A 14,230-nucleotide genomic window follows, 5' to 3' on the forward strand; every position below is an offset into this window, starting at 1 on the left:
TCACTTACGCGTCAACATCCCCGCTACCAGATAACCGGCACCACCGACCAAGCAGGCCAGTGAAGCCCACCAGAAGGCACTCGTTAGGCTAACTGAGATTACGTTAGGCAGCATGAGGCCAATGACAACAAGTCCACTCCAGAAGCGCACAGAGCGGTAAAATTTGCGATTAAAGCGCATAGTCTGATCAGCCTCTCTTTCTTTTCCCATTGTAAGCTTGACGACGACCAAAATCACGGTCAAGTTTGACACCCACCGCCAACTGTTCCCATAATAGAGCGTTGTCTTTTTCAGAAAGGAAGTCCCGCGCCATGGACATGGCCCAACTAACCACGCAAATTCTCCTGATGTTCCTACTAATGGGTATCGGCCTGTTAACCAATAAGCTTGGCTTCATGCACGGTCAGACGGCGACAGACCTGACCAATATTCTCCTGTATATCGTTTCCCCCTGCTTGATTGTGAATGCCTTTGAACAGGATTTCTCGACCAGTCGGCTGCAGAGCCTCGGTCTGGTTCTCTTGGGAATTCTGCTGACCTATGGCCTCATGGTGCTCATCACCAACCTCGCCTTCAACCGTGTTGCGGACCCTAATCTGCGACGTATCATGCGCTTTGGTGCGGTCTACTCCAACGCCGGCTTCATGGGAGTCCCTCTGGCTAGCGCGTTGTTCGGCAGTACCGGCGTCTTCTTTGCCGTCGCCTCCCTGGCTGCCTTTAATATTTTCTGTTGGACGCACGGTATCGCACTATTTACGCCGCGTGAAAAGGGCGAACCCATCAATTGGCGGCAAATTCTGCTCAATCCCAACATTATCGCAATCATCGTGGGTCTAGCCATCTTCATCAGTGGCTTTCACCTGCCAAGTCTGCTGAATCATGCGGTAACCGACGTGAGCTCTATCAACACACCCTTATCAATGATCGTCATTGGGAACAGCTTGGCCGCGGTCAAATTCAATCGTGACTCTCTTAATCAACGCCTCTGGTGGCCGTTGCTCTGCCGGAATCTCTTGTTTCCAGTTATCGATATCGTGATCTTGCGGGCCTTTGGGATCAGTGGGATTCCCCTCTACACAACGGTACTGATGGCCGCTTGCCCCGTTGCTGGTAATGTCGTGTTGTTCACGCTCAAAGCCCATGGGGACACGAGTCCCGCCGTAACGTTGATGAGTATTTCGACGATTTTTAGCGTCGCCACGATTCCTGTGGTCTTTGCATTAAGTAATCTCTAAGGTCTGTCGACTGCCGTGATGGTGGTCACGGCATTTTTTCATGCACGCATTCAAAAGTTCCCCGAATCGTGGTGACTTTTCCCAGCAGCGATTGGTATACTAGTTGATATTGAGACCGCTAACAAATAGGAGGAACACTATGGCACCCTTGAAACTAACTGAGGGCCGGCCCATCAAACAAATTATTATTTTTTCACTGCCCTTGATTGGCGGCTCCCTCTTTCAACAACTCTATAACTTTATCGACACCCTCATCGTTGGCCGATTGATCGGCGTCGATGCCGTGGCCGCAATTGGGGCCTACTATCCCCTGAGTTTTCTGATTATGGGTTTCGTGCAGGGAACCTGTATTGGCTACAGTATCCCCCTCTCTCACAGTGTGGGTGAGGAGAATCACGCCGCCGTTCGGCAATACCTGACCAATGCTGTATGGCTCTGCCTGGCACTTGCCGTGATTCTGACGCCGCTGATGGTGGCCCTGACACCGACCCTACTGACTGCTCTACATACGCCGAACCAGATTCTTCAGTTGACCATTATCTTTACGACTATCTCGTTTCTGGGGATTCCGGCCAATATTCTCTTTAATTACTCAGCGGACGCCCTGCGATCCTTTGGTGACGCGGTCCATCCGCTCTACTTTCTAATTGCCTCACTGGTGGTCAATGTGATTCTTGACCTGATATTCATCCTCGTTTTCCATTGGGGGATTGCCGGGGCCGCCATCGCCACCGTCATCAGTGAATTCATCGGCGGTCTGCTCAACCTGACCGTCTTTCCAAAATTCAACCTGGGCTTGACCCGCAAGGATTGGGCGTTAAACTGGGCCCGGATGAAGAAAATGAATCTGATTGGTCTACCGATGGGCTTTGAATACTCCGTCTCCGCCATTGGGGCCATCGTGATGCAGGACGCCATTAACCTTCTGGGAACCAGCATCATTGCGGCCCAATCCGCCGCCGAAAAGATTCGTCAGCTCTTTACGTTGCCGATGGAAAGCGTTGGGGCGGCAATGGCCACCTACCAGGCCCAGAACTTTGGGGCCAAGCAACGCGGTCGAATGAAACGAGGGATCATCGACGGGGTCTGGATTCAAGTGATCTACTCCGCCGCAGCCTTTATCATTATTAACCTGGTCAAGACGCCACTAGTGACCGCCATCATTGGTCCAGGTCACCCGGACATTATCCGTGAAGCCAATTACTACATTATCATCATTAGTTGTTACTTCCCGGTTCACGGGATTCTGATGATCTTCAGAAACACCTTACAGGGTTGGGGCCACAGCTTCTACGCTATCTTCTCTGGCATGGGTGAGTTGATTGGGCGGACCGCTGCCGGTTGGCTCTCCATCGCCGGCTTTGGTTTCACCGCTATTGCCTACGCCAACCCACTGGCCTGGGGGCTCGCACTGGCCTACTGTATCTTTATGGTTATCCGCGTCTTTCGACGGAAAAACTTCTTAGATGATTAGTTAATAAGTGTGGGACAGCGGAACCGTCTAGTGGAACACGTTTCAACTATAGTGAATTTTTGCATAAAAAATGGACCCGAGATGTAAAAATCTCGGGTCCATTTGTATTAATAATTTAAACTTTACACGAAACAGCTTACCGGTTAGCCTTAGGAATCCGCAGTGCTAACACGAACCCAACGATAGCCAACGCAAACGTGAAGAAGAAGCCATAGTGGGCCCCGTTGACGAATGCACCGGCAGCGTTGTTCGCACCGTTCGCCATGTAGGCTGCTTGACCGATACCTAACAGACTGGTGGCAATCGCCGTCGCAATCGCCCCAACAATCTGCTGTAAGGTGTTCATGATGGCACTCCCGTCGGCCGCAATTGGACCAGTCAGGGAGTTTAATCCATACGTCTGTGATGGTGACATCGCTAGCGGTGCCCCAATCATCAAGATGATGTGGGCCATGATGACGTACCAGATGGCACTGTGCGTGCTGGTAAAGGCCAACATCAATGCCCCGACCATCGAGATGATAAAACCGATACGGGCAGGCATTTGCGCACCCACCCGGTCATACATCCGGCCAGCAACGGCTGAAATAACCGCGTTCATAATCCCACCGGGGAACATGATGATCCCGGTCAAGGCAACTGGAACTAACAGTCCCTTTTGAATATACATAGGTAACAGGTACATTGCAGATAAAATAATTCCGAAGTTGATCATGACCAAGCTAGCCCCGATTCGGAATCCAGGAATTCCAAAGGCCCGCAGGTTCAAGATTGGCTTGTCCATCGTCAATTGACGATGCGTATACCATGCCAAGACAGCCAAACCAACAACTAAGGACCCAATCACGGCAGCTGAGCCCCAGCCCCGGTCACTAGCCAAGCTGACCCCGAGCACTAAGCTCCCAAAACCAACCGTTGACAGTAGGATTGATAAGAAATCAACCTTGGGACGCGTGACTTCAGCGATGTTTGTCAGTGACGATACCGCGAAGATAAAGGCAATAATCAGAAATGGCACAAACAGCCAGAAAATCCACCGCCAAGAAGCAATCCCCAGCACGATACCAGCTAAGGTAGGTCCAACGGCTGGTGCGAACATGATGACCAGTCCGACCATCCCCATGGCAGCCCCCAACTTATAGGGTGGGAAAATCTGCATGGCAACGGTGAACATCAGTGGCAAGATCAGCCCAGTCGCAATCCCCTGAATCATCCGACCAAACAATAAGACACCAAAACCTGGTGCAGATGCAGAGATGATCGCCCCAACCATAAAGTCAATCAAGGCAAACAGAATCACTTGCCGCGTTGTAAACCATTTCGTAATAATACTGGATAATGGCAGGACAATCCCGACCATTAACATATAACCCGTAACCAACCACTGAATCGTGGCGGTCGTTACGCCTAATTGCGCCATTAATTGTGGCAATGCAATATTTAAGGACGTTTCGGAAAACATCCCGACAAAGCCCCCGATGAGCATCCCCATCATGGCTAGCATTGGGTGGGCAACTTGTACTCGCGCTTTTTTAGCCACGTTCTCTTGGCTACTTTGTACAGAATCCATTTTGTTTTCACACTCGCTTTCATTTTAAACACAATGGATTACTCTACCAGAAAAAAACAATCTTCGTAAGCACAAATTTTGAAAATATTAAAGGTAACCGGTTTCATCGCCAATTTCTTACCTATTTATTACTTTCTACGACTTTAAGGCCGTAATCTGGTCCCGTATTTCTTTGAGCCGTTGAGTATCCAACTCCGGCGCCATCATCAATTGATCATATTCAAATTGTAATCGTGGTAAGTCGGTTGCTGGCGTTCCCTGTGCCGTCTGTTCCGGATCAATCAACTTCTGGTCGGTCAATTCTAGCACCCGCGTTGCCACCTTTTCCCGGAAGGTCTGATCATGTGCAACGAACAAGACCGTCCCCGGGTAACCAACTAAAAAGTCTTCGAGCGCTTGTAGCGCTGGCAAATCCAGATAGTTGGTCGGCTCATCGAGGATCAGCAGGTTGCTGGCACTGACCAGAATCGTCAGCAGTTGGAGCTTGACCTGCTCGCCCCCGCTGAGGTCGCCAATCAGTCGGTCGTAAAAGCTAGCGGTCAACCCAAAAGCACCCATCACTTGCCGCGTCCGATTTTCATCTAACGCCGTAGCCCGCCGTAAGACGTGCCACACCGTTTGACCGGTCGGTAACTGCGTCATATCCTGATGGAAGTAGCCCACGCGAGCACTGGGAGCTAATCGCGTCCCCGGCGTCTGGTTCAAAATAGCCGAAATCAGCGTCGACTTGCCGCTACCATTGGGCCCGGCCAAGGCAACCCGCTCTCCCGGACGAATCCGCAACTTCACGTGGTGGAGCAGGTCATGCTTTCCCCGTTTCAGGTGCAGGTCCTCTACCGTCATGAGGTACTTTCCCACGACTGGCGGCAGATCGGTTGCGACGAGCTTCAAAGCAGCCGTCTCATGCGGCTTCACGGCTGTGGTCTGACGATCTGCCCGTTCCCGCAAGGCCCGTGCGCCGCGTTCCATCTTACCGGCGTTCTGTTCCCGTACCTTCTTAGAGTTCGACCGTTCGGCAGCACTCATGCTTCGACTCCCCTTACGAATCCGGTCGGCCTTTTCATGGCGGGCCTGAACAGCCTGTCGCAGTTCTTTTCTTTCCCGCTGTTCATTCTGATACCGATCCAGCGCGTTATGCCGTTGCTGTTCGCGTAAGGCCGTGAACTCGGCAAACCCACCGTTGTACTGCGTATAGATTTTTTCCGTCAACGACCAGATCTGCGTGGCTACCGCCGTTAACAGGTCCCGGTCATGCGAGATCAGCAACAGTAACCCATTGAAGTGTTTGAGCTGTTGGGTCAGCCACCGTTGATGTTCATCATCGAGATTGGCGGACGGTTCATCTAAAATTAAAATCGCTGGGCGCTGCGCTAGGGCAAACCGGACCCGATCCAACATGCTCTGCCCACCGGAACGCCCCCGTGTAGGGGCAATCTGTGGCACCAGCGTGACGTCATCGGTCACGATTCGTTGGCCATCAAAGTCCGTATCAATGCCGGCAATAATCCGTGCCAGGGTCGTCTTTCCTGTACCGTTGGCGCCTACTATACCGATGCGTTCACCAGTATGTGCCGTCAGTTGGTCCACGCTAAACAGCGTTTCTCCGACGATTGTTTTCGTTAAGTTATTTAAAGTAATTTGTGTCAAAGAGTCGTCCCCCTTTTGAAAGCAGGGATCGATGGCTGGCAAATAAAAAAGTGGCCGCATTTCCCGTCCGGAAATGGCACCCACTGATTGCGTTTGGCAATTCAGTCGGCGGAACCATCAATCCCAATTGCAGGCCCACTCCACCCCTCTAAACGGTGGTGAAGCTGACAAACATTTGAGAGTGATTAGTTACGCATCGGCTGAATACCTCGTTCTTTCTTAAAGTACGAATAGAATAGCATACCGTTACGCCTTTGACAAGCAGCCCCCGTTTTTTTACTAATTTCTCGTGAAAACTTATCAGCATTCCCGGTGAATTTCGAGTACACTAAGGATAAACGAACAGCCGAAATCGGAGGGAAATTTTATGCAACCATTACGTATTTTATTCATCTCTATTGAAGGCAACACCCGGAACTTCGTCGAAAATTTAACGACCTACGCTACCAAGCAGCATGCCCAAAATGCCGAATTACCAGAAATCACAGCTACTGAAATCAGTGAAGCCAGTGACTTTGTTGCTGAAACACAGCCTTACTTCTGCTTTGTCCCCACCTATCTCGATGGGGGTAACGGTATCGACAACGGCGTCAAGGAACTCATGACTAACGTTTTAGGCGAATACATCGACTACGCCACCAACGCCCAGCATTTAATCGGTGTCGTCGGCAGTGGTAATCGTAATTTTAACGAACAATACTGCCTGACCGCTAAACGGTATGCCAAGAAGTTCGACGCCCCATTCATCGCAAACTACGAACTCCGTGGCGTCCCGCGCGACGAAACCCGTGTTTATAACGCCTTAGTTACCCGAATGAAGGAAGTCTCTATCCATGACTAATCCAACACTAACAACCCTATTGAATCACCGTAGCATTCGAAAGTTTACCGATGAGAAGTTAACGACGGCCGAAGTCACGACCCTAGTGGACGCCGCGCAACACACGCCAACCAGTACCTTCTCACAACAATACAGTATTATCAGTGTCACTGACCCTGAAAAGTTGGCGGTCCTGGGTGACATCACCGGCCATCACTGGCTCGAAAAATCTGGCCACTTCTTCTTGTTTTTAGCCGATCAATACCGCAACTCACAATTGGTCACAGCGACACCGGCCACCATAGCCAACCTGCACAGCACGGACAAGTTCTTAGCCAGTATCTTTGATGCCAGCATCGCCGTGGAAGCCATGGTCGTTGCCGGTGAAAGCATGGGCCTAGGCAGCACGATCATGGGCAGTATCTTAAACGATGTGCCTCGCTTAATTGACTTGTTCCATTTGCCAGAGTTGACCTTCCCCGTTTTCGGACTCGCCGTGGGTCATCCAGCGGAGAAACCTGAATGCAAGCCCCGGATGCCACAAGAATTGATTCATTTCACCAATGATTACCAGCCATTGACCGCCGATAGCGCGCCGTTAGCTGCCTATAACAAGGTCATAACGGACTACTATCAGAAACGTGGCGATCATCCGAACGCAGAGTCATTCACCCATCACGTGGCAAATGAATTGGCGCGTGATCCAAAACAACGTGCAAAATTAAACCAGGCGCTTGAGTACCAAGGATTCTTACAACACCATTAAGTGTCAGTCGGGATGTCTCGCAGTCGTGAGACATCCTTTTTTGATGCATTACAAATTTGGATCAAATGCCGCCAGTAAGTCACTCGGATCGACTACTGGCATGGCACCAAACCGACCGCTCAAATAGTCTTTCAGCCAGCCCTCTGCTGGCACATCGACAAAATCGAAGAGTGACACCAGTTGGCTTTCGCCCCGATAATCCTTCTCCGCCAAGTAAATCTGATCAACGCGAAGGTGTTGACTCATCAATGCCGGTTGGTTCGTGGTTAGGATGACTTGGCTGGTATTCGCCACTGAATTAAATAGGGCTAGGAGCGCTGCTAAGGCCGTTGGATGAATCGCGCCCAATCGGTTATCGGTCAGAATTGTTTGCGGGTGCTCGGCATGCTGGGCGGTAATCAAGGCCAATCCCAGTACGACTAGCTGCTGCATACCCATTGACGCACTAGTCAGTGGCAATTCCTCGCGACCAATGACGGCTCCCTCCTCATCATACTTTTCATAGACCAGATACAGGTCTGGGCGCGTAACCGCCGACCCATCTAGAAATTGAATTGCCACTTTACGCTGGGTGATTCCGGCAACTTCACTGCCCACGGCTCTCAGAAACTGGGCCATTTGACTGTGGACCCACTCATTATCTAGTGCATGCCCACTGGGATGCTCGTTTAAAATAATCAGGTCATCATTGAACCACTCGAAGACGGTGATGGCTGGCCGATAGTTCCAGTCCTGTAGCGCATAGAGCATCAGTGCATTGGGCCGGACACGTTGGGTTACCGGTAACAATCCTTCCGGCACCACCGTCATGGTGCCCTTCTCTCGTGCAAATAACACCTTATAGTCATCCCCGGCCGCAACGCTCAACATCTCATTCACAATTTGTGTCGCCGTGTAGCTGAATGCATAGCGGTACTGCTGATCATCGCGGGTAAAGTTCACCATAAACGTGGTCCGTTTGCTCGCAGATCCCCGATCAAACCGAAAAGGCTCGTAGGGCAGGTTATCCGTAATCTGTTCCGTGGGCCCCACGACCATCTGGCGCATCCGTTCCAGTCCGGCCAATACGGTACTTTTGCCGGCACCATTCGCACCAAAAATGGCCGCACTTTTCAGAAGGCTCAGTTCAGGCTTAATCGGCACCGTATTTTCATGGGCCCACTGCTGGACGCCACCCCCGGTCTCCATTGAAAGCGTGGCGGAATCCTTGAACGAACGAAAATTACCCAACGTGAAGTCGATTAACATGACAAAGCCTCCCCTTTTCTTAGCATATTACGCCTGTTCACGTGATAAGCAATGACTTTCACCTTGTTCTGCTAAATCCGCTATTACAGAGTTTATAAAACCGTTACCTATCCCTTCACATCAAGGCCGGTCGTCACATCCCATCATTAGTTAATAAACTAGTTTAGTTAGACTAAAAAAGGGTAACTTCATGAAGAAGTTGCCCCTTAACTCAACAATTCAAATCAGCCCAATTGACTTACTTTAATCGTGCCTGATTCAGCCGATTGCGCACCATAACCGCTGCCAGTGCCAGTAACATCAGCAACGTCACTGACCCGAACAGGTCTCGGTAACTCCCATACTCGATCAAAAGGCCCCCGTACAGTGGCCCAATTGCCCGACCGAAGGAAATCGCCATGTTATAGATTCCTTGAAATTTCCCTTTGTCGTTGTCACCGGCCAGCTTGTCGATCCACGCTGGAATTCCGGGAAACCCAATCATTTCCCCAATGGTCAAAACGACCATTGTCACGACGAACATCGCGTAGGTCTTGGCAAAGACCAGAATCAGGAAGGACAGGATGAAGATCAGCGACCCCGCGGCAATCTGGGAACTCATCTTAAAGTAGCCGCCCAAACGGTTAGCGATGGGTTGCCCGAAGACGATCATCAAACCATTCAGCGTCCACAATAAACTATAGTGCTCGAATGAGATGCCCAGGTTGGTCATGTGAACGGAAATCACACTTTCCCACAGCGTGTAGCTCATGTACAGGCAAAAGACCATGACCGCAATCAGCCAAATCAGATTTAACTGTGCAGGCTTGGCTGTCTTCTGCTCGTGGTGCTGGGTCTTGGTGGTAATCTTCATTCGGAAGTCCGCCAAGATAATCAGTAAGAGTGCTGTGTAACAGATGCTAGCAGCGATGAAAACCAGCTGAACACCGTGGTCCATCAGGTACCCAACCATTAGCGTGCCAACGACGACCCCCAGGTTCATCCCAATATATAAGTAATTAAATACCCGGCGACTGCTGATGGTCGTGACGTTGGCAGCAAACGAGTTGACCACGGTCATCACGACCCCATCACCCAAACCGATAAACAGTAGCATGATGCCAAAGATTGGCCAACCGTGAAAGAAGATCAGAATCAGCATAGGGATAAAGGAACACAACGTTCCTAAAATAGCCGACTTAAATGGTGACCAGTTATCGAAGAGCCATCCCCCGAGCCAATTCCCTAAAATCATGCACAACGACATCCCTAACAGGGCGATGCCGGCTAACGTCAGCGTTTGGTGTAATTGGTTATGCATATAGACCGTCGTCAACGGCCACATACACGCCGCGGCCGCGTTAAGTAACAGCGTTGCCGAAAGAATCCCGACCAGGCTGACTTCCTTGTTGCTTTTCCACATTTAAGGTACCTCACTTGTTTGAATTCTGCTTTCCATTGTCGCATATTTTATAGGGAAAGAAAACCACAACGCTCATCGGGCCCAGTAAAGCAACTTTTTAAATTTAATTTTATTCATTTTATGTATATTACAAAAAAGATTGGCTAACTTGATTTGAGTCAAGTTTTTCCCAGCCGCCTGACCGTATACTAGGTTATGTAATCAAGACAAACGAAATAGCCGAAGGAGGTTTTCATGATGCGTAAAGTCACAATGAAATTAGACGACCTGACCTGCCCGTCTTGCATGACTAAGATTGAAGGCGCGCTGAGCAAGAAGAACGGCGTGGAAAACGTCAAGGTCCTCTTCAATGCCAGCAAGGTCAAAGCCGAATTCGATGACGCAACCGTTTCTGCCGAGGATCTCGCAACCGTCGTCACCGACTTAGGCTATGCCGTTCAAAGTAGTAAGGTTAAGCAACTTTAGTTAAAACACAACACAGGAGGTTTTTGATTATGAGTAAAGTAACGATGAAATTAGATGCACTGACCTGCCCATCTTGCATGACCAAGATCGAAGGCGCATTGAGCAAGAAGACTGGCGTGGAAAACGTCAAGGTCCTCTTCAATGCCAGCAAGATCAAGGCTGAGTTCGACGACAGTCAAGTAACCGCCGAAAGCCTAGCAGACACGGTAACCGACCTCGGTTACGTCGTTCAAAGTTCTAAAGTAAAAGCCCTCTAATCCCCCACCCACATTTGAAAGGAAGTTTACCTATGACAAACACCACCATGACCGTTGAAGACCGCTACACTGCCGAACAAGCCCAAACGGAACACGACCACCACGTTCCAACTGCAGGCGCGATGACCAATCACATCCTATCTAACCTGCACATTTCCATTGTTAAATTCCATCAAGTTCGTTGGTCCGTCAAAGGCCCACTGGCCTTGAGCGTTCGTAGCCTGCTCAGTGACTACATCGACACCTACCGCAAGCAATTCGACGCTCTAGGTGAACTACTCCTGGATGAGGGCGAGATCGTCTCGACCACGACCAAGGAATTCCACGACTACAACATGCTCCAAGAAAGTGGCGCTAAGAAGTACCTAACCGCCGAAGAACAAGTCAGTGAACTGGTTCACGACGCAGATACCCATAACCTCTTCATCGACCGGGCCATCAAGCTCGCCGAAAAGGAAGAACGCCCCGCACTGGCTAGCTTCTTGACCACGCTGCGCGGAACCAACAACCACATCATCCGTGAGCTGCAAGCCCTACTGGGCAACGACGCTCGCGATGGTCTGGACGAAGAAGACGATGATGATGATGACTAGTCTATGGGTTTAGTGCTGTCGCCTGCGGCTGCCAGGGATTGTGCCTGCTGTGGGGAACGCCTACAGCCTTAAGAGCAGGCTTCCTCCGGCTAAATTAACAGCTAATCCCATGCGCCAACTCAGTCATCAGCACTCGCCATTTCTTCCAGTCAACTCTTAAATTACATCATACAATCTAAAACCGTGAAGCCACACTGCGAGGTGACTTCACGGCTTTTAATTTACGTCAAAATTAGCTTATCACGCACAAAAACTGCCAATTAACGTTACGCGATGATAGCGCTAACTAGCAGTTTTTGTGCATAAACATTTTTTTCTGGAAATTGCCCTATTTCAAATAGATCATGTAGGAGAAGGTCCAAAAAGTTTTGCTCAAAGATGTACAATAGTCTTAGCTTCTGATTGAGGAGATAATTAGAATGACAACTTTACCAAAATACACGCAAACTAAACAAACGGTGACGCTGAATTATCCACAGCATCCCCTTCAGCTCACCATCGTGACCCCAGCTATCATCCGGGTCTTTGAAAATCGCGGTGACGACGGGCAATCCTATGCCATCGAGGGCAATAAGGAACAATCGACCGACTACACCTTTACCGATGCCGGCGATCACTACGAATTAAAGACCAGTGCCCTGACGCTGAAATTAGATGCTGATCGTCACGTGGACGCTTACGACGCCAACGGCAATGCCCTCGTCACCGACTACCGCGGCGACCGGCAACTCCTCGACAAGGGGATCGACAAGGTTCATCAACAGTTAGTCGAAGCCGAAGGTCACAGCGTCACGAAATCCACGGTCAAGTCCGACACGGGCTACTACGAAGTCGTCAAGGCCCTCGCCCCCGACGAACACCTCTATGGTCTAGGCGACAAGACCGGCTACCTCGACAAGCGGGGCTTCGAATACGACAACTGGAACGTGGATAACCCCGCTCCCCAACTCGAAAACTTTCCCAACCTCTACAAGTCGATTCCAGTCATGCTAGGCTTAAAGAACGGCCACCCCTATGGCTTGTTCTTCGACAACACCTACAAGAGTCACTTCGACATGGGCAAGGAAGACACTCACTACTACTTCTACTCCGCCGTTCAAGGCAACCTAGACTACTACATCATTGGTGGGCAAACGTTGAAGGACGTCGTTACCAACTATACCTATCTCACTGGACGGGTACCGTTACCTCAGAAATGGACGCTGGGTTACCAGCAATCCCGTTGGGGCTATAGTGCTAGCCAGGCAGAAGTTCAGTCCATTGCGGACGGCCTGAAGAAGTACGACCTCCCCTGCGACGCCATTCATTTCGACGTCGACTACATGGAAGGCTACCGAGTCTTCACCTGGGACAAGGCTAAATTTGAAGGTGACCCCAAGGCCTTCGTGGCCAAGCTCAAGCAAAATGGCATCAAGGTTATTCCGATCATTGATCCTGGGGTCAAGCAGGATCCGAACTACCCCATCTATGCAGAAGGCATCAAGCAGAATTACTTCGTAAAGACGCCGGACAACAAAGTCTATATCAATAAAGTTTGGCCCGGCGACTCTGCCTTCCCCGACTTTGGCCGGCCAACGGTTCGCAAATGGTGGGCAAACAACAATAAATTCCTAACGGACAACGGGGTTGGCGGGGTCTGGATCGACATGAACGAACCCGCAACCTTTGAGGGCAACATCCCCGACGATGTGGTCTTCAGCGACCAGGACACGCCATCGACTCACGCCAAGATGCACAACGTTTACGGCCACAACATGGCCAAGGCCACTTATGAAGGCCTGAAGAGTCAGCAAGGACGGCGGCCATACGTCATCACCCGGGCGGCCTACGCTGGGACCCAGAAGTACTCAACCGTCTGGACTGGGGATAACCAGAGTATCTGGCCACACATTCAAATGATGATTCCTCAGCTCTGCAACTTAGGACTGAGCGGTTTCAGTTTTGTCGGCACCGACATCGGGGGCTTTGCTTCCGATACCAACGCCGAACTGCTGACCCGGTGGATTGAAGCTGCCATCTTCAGTCCTTTACTGCGGAACCACGCGGCAATGGGCACCCGGCGGCAGGAGCCCTGGGCCTTCGGTGAACCGACACTATCGATCTACCGCAAGTACCTGAAGCTCCGCTACCGCTTCATCCCCTACCTGTACGACTTATTCGCGCAGGAAAGTCAGAACGGTCTCCCCGTCATGCGGCCATTGGTTCTGAACTACGAGGACGACCCACGAACCCGCGACTTAAACGATGAATACATGGTTGGCGACGACGTGTTAGTCGCCCCAATCGTTCAGAAGTCGCAGATCAAGCGGCTGGTCTACCTGCCAGCTGGCAAATGGATCGACTTCTGGAACAATCGTGAATACACCGGTAACCAGGACATTGTCGCCGATGCCCCACTGGATAAGTTGCCCCTATTTATCAAGGAAGACACTCTCTTGCCATGGGGTGCACCAGTCAGTCATATCAGCGAGGAACCCGATACGACCATGACCTTCAAGCTCTTCGGTAATGCCGGTACCTACACTCACTACCAAGATGACGGTCTCGACTTCAATTATCAAAACGGTGAATTCAACCGCTACGAAATCACCGTCAAGGATGGTCAAGTGGCCGTTGACTTGCTACACCACGGTTACGACCCTGCCTACCAGACGATTACGGTTGATCTGCCAGACAGCAGTGTGACGTTGACTTACGACCGTGCCAGCGATGGTTACCGGTTGAAATAACAACTGACTTCATTATGATAAGGT

At 50.6% G+C, this 14,230-nt stretch carries 13 protein-coding genes; 8 read left to right on the plus strand and 5 right to left on the minus strand.

From position 1 onward, the window contains the following. Complete coding sequence (locus EKM73_RS10140) at positions 1 to 210, minus strand: hypothetical protein (RefSeq protein WP_125701784.1); 210 nt, start codon at positions 208 to 210, stop codon at positions 1 to 3. A gap of 101 nt (positions 211 to 311) precedes the next feature. Here EKM73_RS10140 and EKM73_RS10145 point away from each other — a divergent pair, with 101 nt between their 5' ends. After that, positions 312 to 1,235, plus strand: coding sequence for an AEC family transporter (locus tag EKM73_RS10145; protein ID WP_125701785.1), 924 nt, complete (start codon positions 312 to 314; stop codon positions 1,233 to 1,235). 139 nt (positions 1,236 to 1,374) lie between these two features. Next, entirely contained in the window at positions 1,375 to 2,709 is a 1,335-nt protein-coding gene (locus EKM73_RS10150; RefSeq protein WP_125701786.1) for an MATE family efflux transporter, read from the plus strand. A 136-nt stretch (positions 2,710 to 2,845) separates the two neighbouring features. Here EKM73_RS10150 and EKM73_RS10155 read toward each other — a convergent pair whose 3' ends face one another. Together EKM73_RS10155 and EKM73_RS10160 are read right to left on the minus strand one after the other, a co-directional pair. After that, positions 2,846 to 4,279 carry a DHA2 family efflux MFS transporter permease subunit gene (locus EKM73_RS10155; protein ID WP_125701787.1) on the minus strand — a complete coding sequence of 478 codons (1,434 nt, stop codon included), beginning with the start codon at positions 4,277 to 4,279 and terminating at the stop codon, positions 2,846 to 2,848. A gap of 135 nt (positions 4,280 to 4,414) precedes the next feature. Then, complete coding sequence (locus EKM73_RS10160) at positions 4,415 to 5,926, minus strand: ABC-F family ATP-binding cassette domain-containing protein (protein WP_125701788.1); 1,512 nt, start codon at positions 5,924 to 5,926, stop codon at positions 4,415 to 4,417. Positions 5,927 to 6,293: 367 nt separating this feature from the next. Here EKM73_RS10160 and nrdI point away from each other — a divergent pair, with 367 nt between their 5' ends. Together nrdI and EKM73_RS10170 are read left to right on the plus strand one after the other, a co-directional pair. Next, positions 6,294 to 6,767: a class Ib ribonucleoside-diphosphate reductase assembly flavoprotein NrdI gene (gene nrdI / locus EKM73_RS10165; RefSeq protein WP_125701789.1), complete on the plus strand. Its 474-nt coding sequence runs from the start codon at positions 6,294 to 6,296 to the stop codon at positions 6,765 to 6,767. Further along, positions 6,760 to 7,512 carry an NADPH-dependent oxidoreductase gene (locus tag EKM73_RS10170; protein ID WP_125701790.1) on the plus strand — a complete coding sequence of 251 codons (753 nt, stop codon included), beginning with the start codon at positions 6,760 to 6,762 and terminating at the stop codon, positions 7,510 to 7,512. The genes nrdI and EKM73_RS10170 overlap by 8 nt, the downstream gene beginning before the upstream one ends. Before the next feature lie 48 nt (positions 7,513 to 7,560). On the opposite strand, the gene EKM73_RS10175 is transcribed toward EKM73_RS10170, so the two are convergent. Continuing rightward, positions 7,561 to 8,760, minus strand: coding sequence for an AAA family ATPase (locus tag EKM73_RS10175; RefSeq protein WP_125701791.1), 1,200 nt, complete (start codon positions 8,758 to 8,760; stop codon positions 7,561 to 7,563). 238 nt (positions 8,761 to 8,998) lie between these two features. Then, positions 8,999 to 10,162, minus strand: coding sequence for an MDR family MFS transporter (locus EKM73_RS10180; protein WP_125701792.1), 1,164 nt, complete (start codon positions 10,160 to 10,162; stop codon positions 8,999 to 9,001). 237 nt (positions 10,163 to 10,399) lie between these two features. Here EKM73_RS10180 and EKM73_RS10185 point away from each other — a divergent pair, with 237 nt between their 5' ends. The 4 genes from EKM73_RS10185 to EKM73_RS10200 all read left to right on the plus strand — a co-directional run bounded on the left by EKM73_RS10185 (position 10,400) and on the right by EKM73_RS10200 (position 14,206). Further along, positions 10,400 to 10,627 (plus strand): heavy-metal-associated domain-containing protein, encoded by a 228-nt coding sequence (locus EKM73_RS10185; RefSeq protein WP_125701793.1) that lies wholly within the window; start codon positions 10,400 to 10,402, stop codon positions 10,625 to 10,627. Between the two features lie 29 nt (positions 10,628 to 10,656). Next, positions 10,657 to 10,884: a heavy-metal-associated domain-containing protein gene (locus EKM73_RS10190; protein ID WP_125701794.1), complete on the plus strand. Its 228-nt coding sequence runs from the start codon at positions 10,657 to 10,659 to the stop codon at positions 10,882 to 10,884. A 32-nt stretch (positions 10,885 to 10,916) separates the two neighbouring features. Then, entirely contained in the window at positions 10,917 to 11,477 is a 561-nt protein-coding gene (locus EKM73_RS10195; protein WP_125701795.1) for a Dps family protein, read from the plus strand. A 419-nt stretch (positions 11,478 to 11,896) separates the two neighbouring features. Next, positions 11,897 to 14,206, plus strand: coding sequence for a glycoside hydrolase family 31 protein (locus EKM73_RS10200; protein WP_125701796.1), 2,310 nt, complete (start codon positions 11,897 to 11,899; stop codon positions 14,204 to 14,206). Positions 14,207 to 14,230: the final 24 nt, after the last annotated feature.

This window comes from Levilactobacillus fuyuanensis (assembly GCF_003946395.1).
Lineage (GTDB): Bacteria > Bacillota > Bacilli > Lactobacillales > Lactobacillaceae > Levilactobacillus > Levilactobacillus fuyuanensis.

Excerpts from the sequence above, each read along its gene's own strand:
- EKM73_RS10145 (WP_125701785.1), top strand. The coding sequence starts at position 312 with ATGGACATGGCCCAACTAACCACGCAAATTCTCCTGATGTTCCTACTA.
- EKM73_RS10170 (WP_125701790.1), top strand. The coding sequence starts at position 6,760 with ATGACTAATCCAACACTAACAACCCTATTGAATCACCGTAGCATTCGA.
- nrdI (WP_125701789.1), top strand. The coding sequence starts at position 6,294 with ATGCAACCATTACGTATTTTATTCATCTCTATTGAAGGCAACACCCGG.
- EKM73_RS10150 (WP_125701786.1), top strand. The coding sequence starts at position 1,375 with ATGGCACCCTTGAAACTAACTGAGGGCCGGCCCATCAAACAAATTATT.
- EKM73_RS10195 (WP_125701795.1), top strand. The coding sequence starts at position 10,917 with ATGACAAACACCACCATGACCGTTGAAGACCGCTACACTGCCGAACAA.
- EKM73_RS10175 (WP_125701791.1), bottom strand. The coding sequence starts at position 8,760 with ATGTTAATCGACTTCACGTTGGGTAATTTTCGTTCGTTCAAGGATTCC.
- EKM73_RS10180 (WP_125701792.1), bottom strand. The coding sequence starts at position 10,162 with ATGTGGAAAAGCAACAAGGAAGTCAGCCTGGTCGGGATTCTTTCGGCA.
- EKM73_RS10185 (WP_125701793.1), top strand. The coding sequence starts at position 10,400 with ATGCGTAAAGTCACAATGAAATTAGACGACCTGACCTGCCCGTCTTGC.
- EKM73_RS10190 (WP_125701794.1), top strand. The coding sequence starts at position 10,657 with ATGAGTAAAGTAACGATGAAATTAGATGCACTGACCTGCCCATCTTGC.
- EKM73_RS10155 (WP_125701787.1), bottom strand. The coding sequence starts at position 4,279 with ATGGATTCTGTACAAAGTAGCCAAGAGAACGTGGCTAAAAAAGCGCGA.
- EKM73_RS10200 (WP_125701796.1), top strand. The coding sequence starts at position 11,897 with ATGACAACTTTACCAAAATACACGCAAACTAAACAAACGGTGACGCTG.
- EKM73_RS10140 (WP_125701784.1), bottom strand. The coding sequence starts at position 210 with ATGGGAAAAGAAAGAGAGGCTGATCAGACTATGCGCTTTAATCGCAAA.